Genomic DNA, 17,450 nt, shown 5'->3' with positions numbered 1-17,450 from the left:
TTATTCCTTGACGGCTGACGTTCTTGACGCCGTCCCGGCAGCATCCATCTGCCCGATCTGATGCTGCAGTCGCTTAAGCTTACGCTGGCTGTTAGCCAGTGCTACGCGAATACGTAGCCAAAACAGACCACATATTGCCCATCCCAGCAGGAAGCCCACGGCAAACAGCGAAGCCAGCAGTGTAGAGATACGGAATTCACCCTGCGCCAGCAGATAGTTGAAGGTGACGACCTGATCGTTGTGCGCACCTAAAGTGACTGAAATGACGAAGATCGCCAGAACCACTAAAAAAATCAGCAAATATTTCACAGTTCATCCCGTAATCTGATGTTAATCAGATGAATTATGCCAAAAAAAACGCCCTGATGCTTGTGTTGATACTCGCAGATTTTAGGCGCCGCACTAATTCCCTGCCCCCATCACGCCGTTTTGCAAAGTCGTTGATCGTTATGGGGGTAAAAAGTCGGTTTACAATCAGCGTCACTCATTTTCTCGCTGGTTGATTTCCTGCTGCTCCTGCGGCAGCACGCTTAGCGAACCACAGAAGCGCTGCGCAAGCCATGTCGCCAGGGTAATAAACAGCCAGCTTAACAGCGTGGATACGATAAGATCCTGCGGCCAGTGCATCCCCAGCATCAGCCGGCTGCCCATCACCAACGAGGCCCAGCACAGAAGCAGTGCAATAGTGACATAGCGGCGACGCGGCCACAGCAATCCTACACCAAGCAGTGCCCAGCTGGCAGCAAACATGGTGTGCCCGGAAGGGAACGAAAATCCGGTTTCAAACGCCCAGTGCCGCTTCAGCCAGCCGGGCAGCAGTATGTTATCGGCCACCGCCTCTTCGACCAGGTGGCTACGCTGTTTGCGCTTTAATTCATAAAAGTATTCATTGCTTACACCCTCAGCCTTTTCCAGCCACAAAACGTAAGGCCGAGGCTCCTGCACCCGCTCTTTGATCAGGCTTTTGGTGTACTGGCCCACGAGAATAGTACCGACCAGAATGGCCAACAGAAATACCGCTGGCTTGAAGCGGAAACGCAGGCACCAGAGAAACCAGCCGCACAGCAACATGCTGGTAATAACGCCCCACGGACGGGTGACGGTCTCGGTAAACCAGAACAGGATCAGATATCCCCAACCCATTTCGCCGGGCTGCCACTGCCAGTCGGAAAGCGCGACCAGTACGGGCATTATCAGCAGGAGAAGCATCCCGATTGTGGTTCGTCTGAGAATTTCAGGCATATTTCTTCCTTAAAAAGTTCGGTTATTGATCTTAATTGATATAACAATAGTAATAAAAATAATAACATATACGTTGCGATGGTGATAATTGTGCGTTATCACTGGATAGCTCAAACATGTTAACCTTCGCACCGCGGGTTATGGCAAAATACCACGCATTGTTAGCCGTCAGGCAACTGACACCGCGCCATCTGATGATAGCGTACACCTGAAGTTTCTGGAGAGTCACATGCAGCTTAAACGGGTGGCAGAAGCCAACCTGCCCACGCCCTGGGGCGATTTCCTCATGGTCGGTTTTGAAGAACTGGCAACCGGGCACGATCATGTTGCGCTGGTTTTTGGCGATGTTTCTAACAGCGAGCCGGTACTGGCGCGCGTTCATTCCGAATGCCTTACCGGTGATGCGCTGTTCAGCCTGCGCTGCGATTGCGGTTTCCAGCTGGAAGCCGCACTGACGCATATTGCCGAGCAGGGCCGCGGGATTCTGCTTTATCACCGCCAGGAAGGGCGCGGTATTGGTTTGCTGAATAAAATTCGCGCCTATGCTTTGCAGGATAAAGGTTACGATACAGTAGAAGCCAATCACCAGTTAGGTTTTGCCGCCGATGAGCGCGACTTTACCCTGTGTGCCGATATGTTCAAGCTGTTGGGCGTTGATGAAGTGCGGTTGCTGACCAACAATCCACGCAAGGTAGAAATTCTGACTGAAGCGGGGATCAATATCGTTGAGCGCGTTCCGCTGATTGTGGGCCGCAATCCGAATAATGCCCACTACCTCGATACCAAAGCCGAGAAGATGGGCCATCTGCTGTCGAAGTAATACCGGATGCGGAGCACATTGCTCCTCATGACGTAAAAAGCCGCTACTTTTGATAGCGGCTTTTTTTCTTCTACCCTCAGTCGATATGACCAGGCCGGCTTCAGGCGCTTAGTCGCGAAGCATATTACGGATCACGTAATGCAGAATGCCGTCATTCTGGTAGTAGGTCAGCTCGTTGCCAGTATCAATACGGCAGCGCGTATCCAGAACGTCTTTACTGCCGTCCGCCCGCGTTAGCGTCACTTTTACCGTCATTCCGGGTTTCAACTGCTGGAGATGAGCCACATCGATCAATTCATCGCCGGTGAGCTTCAATGTTTTACGGGTCACGCCCTGCGGAAACTCCAGGGGTAGTATCCCCATACCGATCAGATTTGAACGGTGAATGCGCTCAAACGATTCGGCAATAACCACCCTAACGCCCTGCAAACGCGGCCCCTTCGCCGCCCAGTCGCGGCTGGAACCGGAGCCGTACTCTTTCCCGGCAATGATGGCCAGAGGGATGCCCTCTTCCCGGTAGCGCATAGCGGCGTCGTAAATCGCCAGCTGTTGATTGCTGGGAATATGGCGCGTAATCCCCCCTTCCACTCCCGGGACCATTTCGTTGCGGATGCGAATATTGGCAAAGGTTCCACGCATCATCACTTCATGATTACCGCGCCGCGAACCATAGGAGTTAAAGTCGGTACGTTCAACACCGCGATCCAGCAGATAACGCCCCGCCGGACTTTCTGCCTTAATGCTGCCCGCAGGGGAGATGTGGTCGGTAGTCACAGAGTCACCGAGCATCGCCAGAATACGCGCGCCTTTGATATCTTCCACCGCCTTCGGCTCTTTCTCCATGGTGTCAAAGAACGGCGACAGCCGAATGTAGGTCGAGTCGTTATCCCACGAATAGGTTGCCGCCTCGCTGACCTGAATTTGCTGCCACTCAGGCGTCCCGGCGAACACTTCTGCATACTCTTTATGGAACATTTCGGTCGAAACCAACTGCACCGCAGCGGCAATTTCTTCCGGCGACGGCCAGATATCCTTCAGATAAACCGGCCTGCCGCTGGCATCCTTACCGAGCGGATCGGTTTGCAGGTTCAATTTCATATTGCCGGATAGCGCGTAGGCCACCACCAGCGGTGGTGACGCCAGCCAGTTGGTTTTCACATACGGATGGATACGGCCTTCAAAGTTTCGGTTACCCGACAGCACCGCGCCGACGGTCAGATCGCCCTGCCGGATGGCATTTTCAATCTCTTCCGGCAGCGGTCCTGAATTACCGATGCAGGTCGTACAGCCGTAACCCACCAGGTTGAATCCCAGCCGATCGAGATAAGGCGTCAGGCCTGCGGTAGCGAGGTAGTCAGAAACCACTTTCGATCCCGGCGCCAGCGAGGCTTTGACCCAGGGTTTGCGCTGCAGTCCGAGCGCGGCGGCCTTTTTCGCCAGGAGTCCGGCGGCCATCAGCACGCTGGGATTCGAGGTATTGGTACAGGAGGTGATGGCAGCGATGACCACCGCGCCGTCTTCCAGCTGATACTGTTCTCCGCTGCGGGCGTCGCGATAACTGACCGCCTGATGATCTTTCTGCGCGTGATTGACTTCCAGCTCGTTGCTGGCGCGGAAGGCAGCAGGAACATCACCCAACGCCACGCGGTCCTGAGGACGCTTAGGTCCCGCCAGGCTTGACTCCACTTTCCCCATGTCGAGTGAGAGGCTGCTGGTAAAGACCGGTTCGTCACCGGTATGTCGCCACATCCCCTGCGCGCGGGCATAGGCTTCCACCAGCGCCACCTGCTGGTCGCTGCGCCCGGTCAGCCTCATATACTCCAGCGTGACGCTATCAACCGGGAAGAAGCCGCAGGTTGCACCATATTCCGGTGCCATATTGGCAATGGTCGCACGGTCCGCCAGCGGCAGATCCTTCAGGCCATCACCGTAAAACTCAACGAACTTGCCAACCACGCCGTGCTTGCGCAGCATCTGGGTAACGGTCAGCACCAGATCAGTGGCGGTGATCCCGGGTTTCAGCTTGCCGGTCAGCTTGAATCCGACAACGTCCGGGATCAGCATGGAAACGGGCTGACCCAGCATAGCGGCTTCAGCTTCAATACCACCAACGCCCCAGCCCAACACGCCGAGAGCGTTAATCATCGTGGTGTGGGAATCGGTGCCGACCAGCGTATCGGGAAACGCCACCTCATTGCCGTTTTGCTTCTCATGCCAGACGGACTTCCCAAGATACTCAAGATTCACCTGGTGACAGATGCCAGTCCCCGGCGGCACCACGCTAAAGCGATTGAAGGCTTTCTGTCCCCAACGAAGGAAAACGTAGCGCTCATGGTTACGCTCCATTTCCAGCTGCACGTTCTCTTCGAAAGCGTCGTCATCGCCAAAGCGATCGACGGTAACGGAGTGGTCGATCACCAGGTCCACGGGCGAAAGCGGGTTCACCTTCGCCACATCGCCTCCCAGACGTTTCACCGCTTCACGCATTGCGGCGAGGTCCACCACCGCCGGTACCCCGGTAAAGTCCTGCATTAAAACACGTGCCGGTCGATAGGCAATTTCTCGATCGGCATGGGCATCCTTCAGCCAGTCAGCAATGGCATGGATATCTTCCCCGGTGACGGAGTCTCCATCCTGCCAGCGCAGCAGATTCTCCAGCAGTACCTTCATTGATTTCGGCAGGCGATCAATATCGCCCAACTTAGCGGCGGCTTTGGCCAGACTGAAGATGTGATACGGTTGGCCGTTAACGTTCAGCGTATCCTGGCTGATTTCGCGTAGGGTGCTCGACATTGCTCCTCCTTTATTGTTTTGATTGCTCTACCTGCTGCATAACCTGACTAAATGCAGGGTTTGCTTTAAAGATAGTACAAAAAGGAGGTAACATTTTGATAAAAACACAAAATGCCAAGTCGAAAAACGACAAACGCCCCGCCAGGATTGTTGGCGGGGTTTCAGATTAATCACTCAGGTTATTTATATTCATGCGATTATTCTGCATCAGCATGCTAACGGGCAGGGTATTATGATAAGAATTCATAATTCGAATCAAACGCTAATTACGGATAATCTCCGTAGAATTATTGAGCTGAATTCATCTTTGTTGATAACTGTATCACGCGTTATTATTTACAGAAAAAGCATCTATCTACCATGAGTACAAATACTCCCCATAGTAATTACATCTCACATTAATTGTTTGCCAGAAGTAACTATTGATAATTGGAATCAGTCAGAAAAGCAGAAGCCGGATATGAAAATTTTCATTACCCGGCTTGATTTAATTGGCTTTTCCATCTTTAATTATAGATCGGATAAATATTAGCTGCATTTCATTCAGGCACCAGGCTGCAGGGAGGCACCAGGCTGCAGGGATAATCACCTGGGAAATCTTCTTATCATTGCCAAAATCGTCATCAATTTCGGCAATGCTACTGCTGTTCAGCTTGCCATTCAGGAGCTGCATAGTTAGTTCCAAAGGTTCCAGGCCATTGTAACGACCAGTACCCAAAACAGGAAAGAGCCCACGAAGAGCGCCAGCCAGGCGTTACGCTTCAGTTTATCGCTGCCGCTATGCTCAGCATCCTGTGACTCGTGACCGAAATTGGACCGTGCAGATAATCTAGTAGCCATAATTGATACTCTCTCTCACTAACACAATGTTTCAACCAGTAATTGGCACAAATCCTAATCAGCCGGTTGCCCAAGATCCAGTCATTTTCATTAAACTAAACGCTTAAAAACATTAGTAAGTCACTGAAGAACTTTAATAATATTTTTTAAGTTAATCATTCAGCATAAAAACTTTATCACTCTGATATGTACCCGGCATTCAGCCTTGCAGTTTCCGATATCAGAGCCCCCTTTACCTGGCTAACCAACGCAATCCTCTGCTCATTGGCGTTGGATGTATTATGGGAATTGTCTTAATTTTTCGCAAAGTTTGACGACGAAAAATGTGTACTATTTCTCACTTCATAAATAACAATGAGTGAACATGTGATAGAGATTTCATTTATTGCACAGAAAGGAAAGAAACTAACGATGGCAGTGAAAGGCAGGAGCTTTCATTAAGTTCAGATCGGTTACAATCTGAACTTAAGATAATTAGAAAAAAATGTAACTATTTAGCCGGTAATTTAATATCTTTAAACATCGCTTCAATATCTTCATTTGAGCGCAGTCCAACGGCTGTATCGACCACCTCACGCGTCAGGTGTGGGGCAAAACGCTGGATAAAGTCATACATATAGCTACGCAGGAAGGTACTGCGACGGAAGCCGATTTTCGTGGTGCTGTAGGTGAATACGTCGGTCGCTTCAATTCGCACCAGATCGGGATCGGATATCGGATCTACTGCCATGCTGGCAATCACCCCAACCCCCAACCCCAGACGCACATAGGTTTTGATAACGTCGGCATCGGTCGCGGTAAAAACGATACGCGGCGTCAGACCTGCGCGGTTAAATGCCGTATCCAGCTCAGAGCGCCCGGTGAAGCCAAAGGTATAGGTGACCAGCGGGTATTCAGCAAGCTCTTCAATCGACACTTTTGATTTACCGGCCAGGGGATGATCCGGCGTAACCACGATTGCACGATTCCAGTGATAGCACGGCAGCATGATCAGATCGTCGTAAAGATGCAGCGCCTCGGTGGCAATCGCAAAATCCGCATTACCCTTAGATACGGCTTCTGCAATCTGAGTTGGCGACCCCTGGTGCATATGCAACGAGACGCGCGGATAGCGTTCAATAAAGCCTTTGATCACATTGGGCAATGCATAACGCGCCTGGGTGTGGGTGGTGGCAACGTACAGTGAACCTTTATCCGGCCAGGTATGCTCGCCGGCAACCGATTTAATCGCATCGACTTTTGACAGCACTTCGCGGGCAATACGGATGATTTCCTGCCCGGCGGGTGTCACCTGAGTCAGGTGCTTACCGCTTCGGGCAAAGATTTGAATGCCCAGTTCATCCTCCAGCATGCGAACCTGCTTACTGATGCCGGGTTGAGAGGTGTACAGCCCTTCGGCCGTTGAAGAGACATTGAGGTTGTGGTTAACCACCTCAACGATGTACCGCAGCTGCTGCAATTTCATTTTTCATTCCGTCCAGGGTCTGAAGCAACGTGCCGAAAACCATACAGAAGAAGACACCAGAATTCTGGTCAGCGTCAGGTTAGCGGTCTAATGCGATTTAATAATAAGAAGAGGGATATCTATAACAACTATATCAAAAATGTGGGATATGTATAGCGTTAGCAGGGAAACATTCATCAACAATCGGTTAGAATATCATCGAAGTGATAATTCAGGGGCAAACCGGAACGGCCTGCCCCTGTACGGGCGAAATCAGCGCGGCTTACTTCTTGCTGACTTCCCATTTGCCATCAACGAATAACGCCGACCAGCCGGTGGCTTTGCCGTCTTTTTCTGTGCTGACGTACTGCTGTTTGGTTTTACGACTGAAGCGAACGACAGCCTTGTTGCCTTCCTCATCCGTCGCTGGCGCATCGGCCAGATAACGGAGCTTTTCAGGCAGACGGTCACGGAAGCGCTGCAGCTCTTCAACCTGAGGCGCACGGGTTTCGCGCGATTTGGGGAAGGTATTCGCTGCCAGGAATACGCCCGCCGCACCGTCGCGCAGAACGAAGTACGCATCTGATTTTTCGCAAGGCAGCTCCGGCAATGGAACCGGGTCTTCCTTCGGCGGGGCAACTTCACCGTTACGCAGAATTTTGCGCGTATTCTTACAGTCGTCATTGGTACAGGCCATGTACTTGCCGAAGCGCCCCATTTTCAGGTGCATTTCGGAACCACACTTCTCGCACTCCACGATCGGGCCATCATAGCCTTTGATGCGGAATTCGCCCTGTTCAATCTCGTAGCCGTCACACTCCGGGTTACTGCCGCAAACGTGCAGCTTACGCTGATTATCAATCAGGTAGCTGTCCATCGCCGTGCCGCATTTTTGGCAGCGGCGACGCGCACGCAGCGCGTTAGTTTCCGCATCATCGCCCTCAAGAATGTTCAACACTTCATTCTCAGGGATCAGATTAATAGTCTGCTTGCAGCGCTCTTTCGGCGGCAGCGCATAGCCCGAGCAGCCGAGGAACACGCCGGTGCTGGCGGTGCGGATACCCATCTGGCGCGAACAGGTCGGGCATTCGATCGAAGTCAGCACCATCTGGTTAGGCTGCATGCCGCCCTCTTCCGGGTCCTTTTCCGCCTGCTCGAGCTGCTGGCTGAATTCGCCGAAGAATTTATCCAGAACCGCCTTCCACTGCGCTTCGTTATTCGCAACCTTGTCGAGGTTATCTTCCATATTGGCGGTGAAATCATAGTTCATCAGTTCGCGGAAGTTCTCTTCCAGGCGATCGGTAACGATTTCCCCCATCTTCTCGGCATAGAAACGACGGCTTTCCACTTTAACGTAGCCGCGATCCTGAATGGTCGAGATGATCGATGCATAGGTAGAAGGACGACCGATACCGCGCTTTTCCAACTCGCGCACCAGAGACGCTTCGCTAAAACGCGCAGGCGGTTTGGTGAAGTGCTGGCTTGGCGTCAGCTGCTGCAGGCTCAGCTCGCTGCCCACCTCAACCGGAGGCAGGGTGCGATCTTCATCGCCCTTACGCAGCGCCGGCATCACGCGGGTCCAGCCGTCGAAGCGCAGCGTACGGCCCTTCGCTTTCAGTTTGAAATCACCGGCCTCTACGATCAGGGTGGTAGAGTCATACTGCGCAGGCATCATCTGACAGGCAACGAATTGACGCCAGATCAGCTGATACAGCTTCTGCGCATCCGCTTCCATGTCTTTCAACTGTTCGGACTGAATATTCACGTCGGAGGGACGAATCGCTTCGTGCGCTTCCTGCGAGTTGTCTTTGCTGGTATAGACGTTTGGCGATTTCGGCAGATACTTCGCGCCAAATTCTTTTTCGACATAGCCGCAAACCATGCTTACCGCATCCTGACTCAGATTGGTCGAGTCGGTACGCATATAGGTGATGTGACCCGCTTCATACAGGCGCTGAGCCATCATCATGGTTTTTTTAACGCCGAAACCAAGACGGGTGCTTGCCGCCTGCTGTAGCGTCGAGGTGATAAACGGCGCGCCGGGCTTGCTACTGGTCGGTTTGTCTTCACGATCGGCAACGATATAGCGCGCTTTTTCCAGCAGGCTGACTGCAGCATGCGTTTGCTCGCCGTTGACCGGACGGAAGGGTTTGTCACCCTGATGCGTTACCTGCATCGGCAGGTCCACGCCTTTCGGCGTAGTCAGAGCGGCATTCAGCTCCCAGTACTCTTCCGGCACGAAGGCTTTAATTTCACGTTCGCGCTCAACCACCAGACGCACGGCAACGGACTGAACGCGGCCGGCAGACAGGCCACGGGCCACTTTTTTCCACAGCAGTGGTGACACCATATAGCCAACCACACGGTCCATAAAGCGCCGCGCCTGCTGGGCATTGACCCGGTCAATGTTCAGTTCGCCAGGCTTTTCGAACGCCTGACGAATCGCGTTCTTGGTAATTTCGTTAAAGACCACGCGGCTATAGCGTGAATCATCGCCACCGATCACTTCCCGCAGGTGCCATGCAATGGCCTCCCCTTCGCGGTCAAGGTCCGTTGCGAGATAGATATGGTCAGCGTTTTGCGCCAGTGATTTCAGTTCAGCAACCACTTTTTCCTTGCCCGGCAGGATTTGATAGTTCGCTTCCCAGCCGTGATAAGGATCGACGCCCATGCGGTTAACCAACGCCGCCTTTTCGTCTTTTTTGACCTTCTTCGTTGTTTTACTGGTTGTAGAGTCAGCGCTCTTTTTAACCGTTGATCCACTCGTCGGCAAATCGCGGATATGACCCACGCTGGATTTAACCACGTAGTCATTGCCGAGATATTTATTGATCGTTTTGGCTTTTGCCGGGGACTCAACTATTACGAGAGCTTTTCCCATAGTTACCTTTACCTGATTAAAACATCCGAGAGTAAGTAGTACCGTCCAGGCCTGCATTGCACATTGAAGATAGAGCTATCGGGAGAATGATACCAATCCCGGTTAACTTTTTATCAATTTTCGTGCCATTACAAGTCTTTTAACACATTGATAAACGGTACTATTTACTACCTGTTAAGCGAATCTCTAACAAAGCGTAAACTCACTTTTACGCCCGGAACCCGAAAAGCCCACACTCTACCTGATAAAATCTGTTACGCAACTTAATTAACATCAAGCACAGATTTCCGCCAGAAAAGGCTGTAAAAAGAAACAGTTTTCTAAACCAGCACCAAGATTGCGGATTTATCAGTCAGGCGTACAATACCCCGCTGCGGGATCACTATAAAGGAGGGAATATGGATCGGGACCAGCAAACTATCGATCGCAGCAGCCTGCTGGCAATCGCCAATCAGATGATTGCTGAGCACAAAGATTTTTTTGACGGAATGGCCACAACCGGCGTGGAGCAAAAGGGCGAAGTGCTGATTTTTACCGGTGACTACTTTTTGGACGAACAGGGCCTGCCCGGTCCCCGCAGCACTGCGGTGTTTAATGTGTTCAAATTTCTGGCGGTCGAGCTTTCACCGAAATACCGACTCGACGTATAGCGCCCGTCTTAGCGGGCGCTATCTTACGAATTACAGCAGCGGTTTTTCGCCGCGCTGCCAGAGGCGAAGCAGCAGACGTTCAGCGCTGGCCATTGCGCTTTGCGTAAACCGATCCATCATGCGTTTGCGCTGGGCAAAGCGCACGCCGATCACCTGGCGCTTCTCAATATGTTCCAGCACCAGATCGTCACTGGTGCCAATCGCATCAACCAGCCCTTTGTCCAGTGCCTGGCTGCCGTACCAGTGTTCGCCGGTGGCCACGCTGTCAATATCCAGTGACGGGCGCATCTGATGAACAAAATCTTTGAACAGCTGGTGGGTTTCATTGAGATCCTGACGGAATTTTTCGCGCCCGGCTTCGGTGTTTTCCCCCAGCATGGTCAGCGTACGCTTATATTCCCCGGCGGTATGCAGCTCAAGGTCAATATCGTTGCGCTTCAGCAATCGGTTGAAGTTAGGGATCTGCGCCACCACACCAATCGAACCGATAATCGAGAACGGCGCGGCAACGATACGCTCCGCCACGCAGGCCATCATGTAACCGCCGCTGGCCGCCATTTTATCAACGGCAACGGTAAGCGGGATGCCCTTGTCACGCAGGCGCTGCAGCTGGGATGCCGCCAGGCCATAGCCGTGCACCACACCGCCCGGGCTTTCCAGGCGCAGTAACACTTCATCACCGCTGCGGGCAACGGCGACCACTGCCGATATCTCTTCGCGCAAAGAGGTCACTTCTCCGGCATCCATACTGCCTTTGAAGTCGAGCACAAACAGCGTCGGCTTGCTTTCCGTCTTCAGACCGCCCTGTTTTGTCTGCTGCTTAGCCAGCTTGTGTTTCAGTTTTTCTGCCTTCTTTCGCTCCTTGATCCACTGCTTCTGCTGCTCTGGCTCTACCTTAGCCAGTCGCAGCTCGTCACGCATTTTGCGGTAACGGTCACTCAGATGCGTCAGCCGGAGCTGGCCGGTCTGGCTTCGCTTGCGGGCTGCGAGATTGGTAATAACCAATGCAATGGCGGCAATAGCCACCACTACGGTGACGGTTTTCGCTAAAAAGAGTCCATAATAAGAGAGTAGTTCCACTCAATCCGCCTTAATTAACATTGTATTAGTGTTGATCCAGTGTAACCGACTCTCGACGATTGGTCGCCTGCAACCCGGTAACATGGCATTAACGGACAGCCCATAGGATTGCACTCACCGCATTTTTCAGGCATAAAGCAGTTAATTCTATGTTCTGCAAGAACTTACGCCGACTTTCGTACCGGCGACGCTGCAGACACTTCATCGCCAGAGGATTCTATCGTGCATTATCAACCGAAAAGCGATTTGCTCAACAACCGCATTATTCTTGTTACCGGTGCCAATACCGGCATCGGCCGCGAAGCCGCCCTCACCTACGCCCGCTATGGCGCGCAGGTCCTCCTGCTGGGCCGCAATTCCGCACAGCTCCAGCAGGTTTGCGATGAGATTAATCAGCATGACCGCCAGCCAGCCTGCTGGTTCCCGTTAGATTTGGAAACGGCCACGCCGGAAAGCTGCCGGCAGCTGGCTGAGGATATCGCGCGCGTGGTGCCGCGGCTGGACGGCGTGCTGCATAACGCCGGTTTGCTCGGCGAAGTGGTGCCGATGACTGAACAGAGCCCGGCCGTATGGCAGCAGGTTATGCGCGTGAATATTGACGGCACCTTTTTCCTGACCCAGGCGCTGATCCCGCTGCTGCTGAAATCCTCTTCAGCGTCGCTGGTGTTCACTTCATCCAGTGTCGGCCGCCAGGGGCGTTCCGGGTGGGGAGCTTATTCCGTGTCTAAATTCGCCACCGAAGGCATGATGCAGGTTCTGGCGGAAGAATATGACAGCCGCCAGCTGCGCGTAAACTGCATCAACCCGGGCGGAACCCGCACCCGCATGCGCGCCAGCGCCTTTCCGCAGGAAGATGCAATGAAGCTGAAAACGCCCGCCGACATTATGCCACTGTATCTGTGGCTGATGGGCGACGACAGCAAGCGCAAAACCGGTATCAGCTTTGACGCCCAGCCGGGACGGAAACCGGGGGCGGCTGAATAATGTCGGAAGATCGCCACCAGCAGCGCCAGCAGCGGCTGAAAGAACAGATCGATGCACGTATTGCCGCCGCCACGGAAACCCGTGGCATCCTGATGGTCTTCACCGGCAACGGCAAAGGGAAAACCACTGCCGCTTTCGGTACCGCAACGCGCGCAGTCGGGCATCAGAAACGCGTCGGTGTGATCCAGTTTATTAAAGGTGAATGGCCTAACGGTGAGCGCAATCTTCTGGAAACGCACGGCGTTGAATTTCAGGTCATGGCCACCGGGTTTACCTGGGACACGCAAAACCGCGCCACCGATACTGAGGCCTGTCTGAAGGTCTGGCTGCATGGCAAGCGGATGCTGCAGAATGCAGCGTTGGATCTGGTGGTTCTGGATGAGTTGACCTATATGGTCAGCTTTGATTATCTGCCTCTCCAGGAGGTGATTGATGCACTGCAGCAACGGCCTGCTCATCAGAGCGTGATTATTACCGGACGAGGCTGCCACCGAGAACTGCTCGAACTGGCGGATACGGTAAGTGAAATGCGCCCGGTTAAACATGCATTTGATGCCGGAATTCAGGCGCAGCAGGGAATTGACTGGTAAATATAGCGTATAAAAAAAGGGCCATCAGGCCCTTTTTATTCGCAAGACAGCTTACGGCTTGCCCTGCTGACGTTTTGAACCCGGCCGGCGGCTGCCGCCCGGTTTCGCCGCTTTAGTGGTGGTTGTATGACGTTTCACCGCACGACGAATTTGATTCGCCTTAGTGCGGCGGCGATCTTTCTCAACCGGCACTTTACTAACGGTTTCCGCTTCCAACCCAACCAGCTCACGCAGATAGTTAGTTGGCTGCAGATCCAGCTCGGTATACCCGCCACGCGGCAGACCTTTCGGCAGATCGATATCGCCATAGCGGACGCGGATCAGACGGCTGACCTGCACACCCACTGCTTCCCACAGGCGACGGACCTCACGGTTACGCCCTTCCGTCAGGGTTACGTTGTACCACTGGTTAATCCCTTCACCGCCGGTGAATTTGAGGGTCTTAAATGCTGCCGGACCATCTTCAAGCTGCACGCCACGGCTCAGCTGTTTGATTTTCTCGTCATCCACCTGGCCGAATACGCGTACCGCATATTCACGTTCAACTTCGCGACTTGGGTGCATCAGTCGGTTAGCCAGTTCACCGTCGGTGGTGAACAGCAGCAGGCCGCAGGTGTTCACATCCAGACGGCCTACAGCAATCCAACGCGCGCCGCGCAGCTTCGGCAGGCGATCGAACACCGTTGGGCGACCTTCGGGATCGCTGCGAGTACACAACTCGCCTTCGGGTTTGTAGTAAGCCAGAACGCGGCAAACTTCAGTAATGGATTCACTGACCGGCACAACGTGCCCGTCAATACGAATTTTCAGGGAACTGTCTGGCTCAACGCGGTCACCCAGCGTGGCCAGCTTGCCGTCAACGCTGACGCGTCCGGCGGAGATCATGGTTTCGATTTCACGACGGGAACCGTGCCCGGCGCGTGCTAAAACTTTCTGTAACTTTTCGCTCATGGAGCTGCCTCTTTGTCGCCTTCCCAGGCGTCATGGTGAAAATAAAAATTCTTTTACTTTCAATAACTTATTTTCAAATCCGGGGGATATTATACAGACTTTTACCCCCACTGTAACCTGTTTGTTAGCAGGTGGGTGCCCTAATTTTAGCCTGGCTGAGCGAGAATTGCAGAAACGGTTTCTCGCAATATTTTAAAATTTATTCTCCTGCACTGAATAAAATTAACCTTTTTCAAACAAAGATTAACAAAAAGTCAGAAACAGCGTTATCAGCCGATTAAAAATCTTATTTCTACATACTTAAAATATTAAAATAAGGCATTAGTACTCGCCAGATCTGAAATGCTAAAAAGATACAAAAAAGAGAGATAATAACTCAAAAAAAACATCAATTTACATGAAGTCAGAAATTCAGAAAGAAATTAAAATACAATTATTCTGTAATGTTTATTATTATAAAACATTGCTTTAAGGATGAATAATTACCCTTCATAACAGTTCAGCGAATAAGATTTTTCCAGGAAAAAGGCAGATAGACCAGCTGTTTTCGTTTATCTACCCCGCTGTTCCTCTCCCGCAGAAATAATAGCGCACTGACGTCGTTATTTCTTTTGTTATTAATCCGTCGGGTCATCACCCGGCACAGGATCACCCGCGTCTTTACCGTGCAACGGCGCATAAGCGACGTGGCTGATATGTGAATAAAATGGATATTAAAAAGTGTCTGCTGACGCTGTCGCTGCTGGCATTAACCGGTTGTTCCGTAGGTAGTTACAACTACAGTCGCGAAGCGATGAAGCGGGTCGATATGAATTTTGTCGGCATCCCTACCATTCTTGGCGTGGGCGCATTAGGCACCAGCATTCCGATTACGCCAGAATACAGCCTGACGGCAGCCCACGTGGCGCGCTGGACAATGCACCGGGTGAAGGCTTATCACCCCTACTGCGATCTGGCGATCATTTACCACAAAAATAACCTGAAGAAACTGCCCGAGTTTCGCACCACCAAAGCGGGCGAGCCGGTGCGAATGTATGGCTACAGTTTCTTCTCGGCGATGCCGGTTGAATCATCCGGTAATAATCTGGCAATGACGGCAATCCGCAACGGCTGGAACAAGAAGCCCTGCGTAGCCATGGCGTCGAACGCCGGGGCGGTACAGGGCATGTCAGGGGGTGCGGTATATCACAGCGATGACAGCATCGGCGGTGTGCTGGTCGGTTACAGCAGCGAAGTTAAAAACACCGCGACGCGGGAGACGAAATTAAAAGACGTGTCTCTCTACATCCCTTATCAGGTATTCCAGAAGTGGCTCGAGGAATCCACCTCGTAAGATGAAAGAGAGATATGGTCAGGAGATCGCTGACATCCTGCCTTTGTATCGCTAGAGGAACGGCTGAATATCACCCACGCCCTCACGGATCACCACCGGTGAATCATCCGTCAGATCAATCACGGTCGTCGGCTGCTGTCCCAGGTAGCCACCGTGAATAATCAAATCGACCAGTTTGCCGATTTCATCCTGAATGGCTTCCGGGTCCGACTCGGTAAAATCATTGCCCGGCAGCATGAGCGAGGTTGACATCATCGGCTCGTTCAGTGCTTCCAGCAGCGCCAGCGCAATCGAATTCGACGGCACACGCAGGCCGATGGTTTTACGTTTTTCACTCATCAGCCGGCGCGGAACTTCTTTCGTCGCCTTGAGAATAAAGGTGTAGTTGCCCGGCGTGTTGTTTTTGATCAGGCGAAATGCGCTGTTATCGACGTGCGCATAGGATGACAGTTCGGACAGATCGCGGCACATCAGGGTGAAGTTGTGATTACCATCGAGCTGACGTATACGGCAGATACGCTCCAACGCGTTCTTATCTTCCAGCTTGCAGCCCAGCGCGTAGCCGGAGTCCGTGGGATAGACGATCACGCTGCCCTTATTTAACATCTCCACCGCCTGCTTGATCAGTCGCGGCTGCGGATTATCCGGGTGAATGTAGAAAAACTGACTCATAGAAACCTCTTATCCGTACATCAGCAATGACATTGGCGTCGCCTGCTTCAGGCTATTGCTTAACGATTTCTGGAAAACGCTGCCACACGGCGTCAACACCACCGGGTAGCCATAATTTTTTGCCCAATTCAATCCACGCACAGGGCTGATGAAAATCAGATCCCTGCGATCCCGCCAGTTGATACTCCTGCGCGTATCGCGCCAGCTGCGTCCGTTCCTGTGGAGCCTGCTGACACTGCGCCACCTCCATCGCTTCACCGCCCTGCTCGCTGAAGTGGGCAATCAGGCGTTTCAGCCACTTGGCAGACAGCCCGTAGCGGCCTGGATGCGCCAACACCGCTCGCCCGCCAGAATCATGAATCGCATCAACGGCTTGTTTAATTGTACACCACTGTGGCGGAACGTATCCGGTTTTACCGCGCGCCAGATAGTTTTTAAACACCTTCTGCATCGTGTCGGCTTTACCGGCGGCGATCAGAAAACGGGCAAAATGTCCGCGCGTTACCGCTCCGCCCCGCGCCATCTCAAGGGCAGCCTCCAGCGCACCGGGTATCCCTGCTTTATCCAGTCGTTCCGCGATCATCCGCGCGCGCGCCATCCGTCGTTCGCCCTGTTCGGCCAGAAAGGCCACCAGTCCCGGGTGGGCGATATCAATACCGAGTCCGACAATATGGATCTCATGGTTTTCCCACAGCGATGACACCTCAACGCCGGCAATAAGCTGCAGCGGAAGCTGGTGCCGCGCTATCGCCTCACGCGCGGGCTGAACGCCGTCGGTGGTGTCGTGGTCGGTGACGGCCAGTACACCGACGCGATGCTCTACCGCGCGCAGCACCAGCTGCTCCGGGGGGAGTAACCCGTCAGATGCAGTGGTGTGACTGTGAAGATCGAAGATAGGAAAAGAACTGATTGATGTGGCTGCTACTGTCAAAACGGCTCCGGCATTGGCGGGAATATCGCAGCATGATAACGTCATTCCTTGCTAAGGGAAAAAGAGTATTGACTTTTTTTCCGCGTTCCAGTTAACTAGTACGCAAGTTCACGAGCATAAGGTATCTGTATCATGTCATATTCACTCTCTCTGATGACTGGTTGGTGGCGCACTTCTCCCTGAACGGGCGATGTCGTCGTGCACAGTTAATACGTTGTGCAGATACTCAGGCCCGCTAA

General features: G+C 52.7%; 15 protein-coding genes and 1 other annotated feature (1 of these 16 running past the window's edge). Of the genes, 5 read left to right on the top strand and 10 right to left on the bottom strand.

Annotated features, from left to right (window positions below; genetic code table 11):
* Together AC07U6_RS05560 and pgpB are read right to left on the bottom strand one after the other, a co-directional pair.
* Entirely contained in the window at positions 1 to 309 is a 309-nt protein-coding gene (locus tag AC07U6_RS05560; RefSeq protein ID WP_494762836.1) for a LapA family protein, read from the bottom strand.
* A gap of 171 nt (positions 310 to 480) precedes the next feature.
* A complete protein-coding gene (pgpB, locus tag AC07U6_RS05555; protein ID WP_494762837.1) occupies positions 481 to 1,242 on the bottom strand; it encodes a phosphatidylglycerophosphatase B in 762 nt (253 codons plus the stop codon).
* Positions 1,243 to 1,471: 229 nt separating this feature from the next.
* On the opposite strand from pgpB, the gene ribA reads away from it, so the two are divergent.
* Positions 1,472 to 2,062 (top strand): GTP cyclohydrolase II, encoded by a 591-nt coding sequence (ribA, locus tag AC07U6_RS05550; protein ID WP_494762838.1) that lies wholly within the window; start codon positions 1,472 to 1,474, stop codon positions 2,060 to 2,062.
* Between the two features lie 108 nt (positions 2,063 to 2,170).
* Here ribA and acnA read toward each other — a convergent pair whose 3' ends face one another.
* The 4 genes from acnA to topA form a co-directional block, all read right to left on the bottom strand.
* Positions 2,171 to 4,855, bottom strand: a complete 2,685-nt coding sequence (acnA, locus tag AC07U6_RS05545) for an aconitate hydratase AcnA (protein WP_494762839.1) — start codon at positions 4,853 to 4,855, stop codon at positions 2,171 to 2,173.
* 675 nt (positions 4,856 to 5,530) lie between these two features.
* Positions 5,531 to 5,695, bottom strand: coding sequence for a YmiA family putative membrane protein (locus tag AC07U6_RS05540; RefSeq protein WP_494762840.1), 165 nt, complete (start codon positions 5,693 to 5,695; stop codon positions 5,531 to 5,533).
* Between the two features lie 490 nt (positions 5,696 to 6,185).
* The gene (cysB, locus tag AC07U6_RS05535) at positions 6,186 to 7,160 is read right to left on the bottom strand and encodes an HTH-type transcriptional regulator CysB (protein WP_494762841.1); all 975 of its coding nucleotides are present in this window, start codon (positions 7,158 to 7,160) and stop codon (positions 6,186 to 6,188) included.
* A 262-nt stretch (positions 7,161 to 7,422) separates the two neighbouring features.
* Complete coding sequence (topA, locus tag AC07U6_RS05530) at positions 7,423 to 10,020, bottom strand: type I DNA topoisomerase (protein ID WP_494762842.1); 2,598 nt, start codon at positions 10,018 to 10,020, stop codon at positions 7,423 to 7,425.
* A 398-nt stretch (positions 10,021 to 10,418) separates the two neighbouring features.
* Here topA and AC07U6_RS05525 point away from each other — a divergent pair, with 398 nt between their 5' ends.
* The gene (locus tag AC07U6_RS05525) at positions 10,419 to 10,670 is read left to right on the top strand and encodes a DUF2498 family protein (protein ID WP_494762843.1); all 252 of its coding nucleotides are present in this window, start codon (positions 10,419 to 10,421) and stop codon (positions 10,668 to 10,670) included.
* A gap of 30 nt (positions 10,671 to 10,700) precedes the next feature.
* Here AC07U6_RS05525 and sohB read toward each other — a convergent pair whose 3' ends face one another.
* Positions 10,701 to 11,750 carry a protease SohB gene (gene sohB, locus AC07U6_RS05520; RefSeq protein ID WP_494762844.1) on the bottom strand — a complete coding sequence of 350 codons (1,050 nt, stop codon included), beginning with the start codon at positions 11,748 to 11,750 and terminating at the stop codon, positions 10,701 to 10,703.
* A 222-nt stretch (positions 11,751 to 11,972) separates the two neighbouring features.
* Here sohB and AC07U6_RS05515 point away from each other — a divergent pair, with 222 nt between their 5' ends.
* On the top strand, positions 11,973 to 12,734 hold the full coding sequence (locus AC07U6_RS05515) for a YciK family oxidoreductase (protein WP_494762845.1): 762 nt from the start codon (positions 11,973 to 11,975) through the stop codon (positions 12,732 to 12,734).
* Entirely contained in the window at positions 12,734 to 13,324 is a 591-nt protein-coding gene (gene cobO, locus AC07U6_RS05510; RefSeq protein ID WP_494762846.1) for a cob(I)yrinic acid a,c-diamide adenosyltransferase, read from the top strand. The genes AC07U6_RS05515 and cobO overlap by 1 nt, the downstream gene beginning before the upstream one ends.
* Positions 13,325 to 13,375: 51 nt before the next feature.
* On the opposite strand, the gene rluB is transcribed toward cobO, so the two are convergent.
* Entirely contained in the window at positions 13,376 to 14,275 is a 900-nt protein-coding gene (gene rluB, locus AC07U6_RS05505) for a 23S rRNA pseudouridine(2605) synthase RluB (protein WP_494762847.1), read from the bottom strand.
* A 706-nt stretch (positions 14,276 to 14,981) separates the two neighbouring features.
* On the opposite strand from rluB, the gene AC07U6_RS05500 reads away from it, so the two are divergent.
* Positions 14,982 to 15,608, top strand: a complete 627-nt coding sequence (locus AC07U6_RS05500; RefSeq protein WP_494762848.1) for a serine protease — start codon at positions 14,982 to 14,984, stop codon at positions 15,606 to 15,608.
* A 51-nt stretch (positions 15,609 to 15,659) separates the two neighbouring features.
* Here AC07U6_RS05500 and AC07U6_RS05495 read toward each other — a convergent pair whose 3' ends face one another.
* Positions 15,660 to 16,280, bottom strand: coding sequence for an L-threonylcarbamoyladenylate synthase (locus AC07U6_RS05495; RefSeq protein WP_494762849.1), 621 nt, complete (start codon positions 16,278 to 16,280; stop codon positions 15,660 to 15,662).
* A gap of 52 nt (positions 16,281 to 16,332) precedes the next feature.
* Positions 16,333 to 17,256 (bottom strand): RNase RNM, encoded by a 924-nt coding sequence (gene rnm, locus AC07U6_RS05490; RefSeq protein ID WP_494762850.1) that lies wholly within the window; start codon positions 17,254 to 17,256, stop codon positions 16,333 to 16,335.
* 111 nt (positions 17,257 to 17,367) lie between these two features.
* Positions 17,368 to 17,450, top strand: a sequence feature (Trp leader region); it runs 16 nt beyond the window's last position.

Source organism: Erwinia sp. GW821-FHT03D09 (assembly GCF_059420805.1).
The sequence above is the reverse complement of the archived record's forward strand: the minus strand, read 5'-3'. Positions and strand labels throughout refer to the sequence as shown.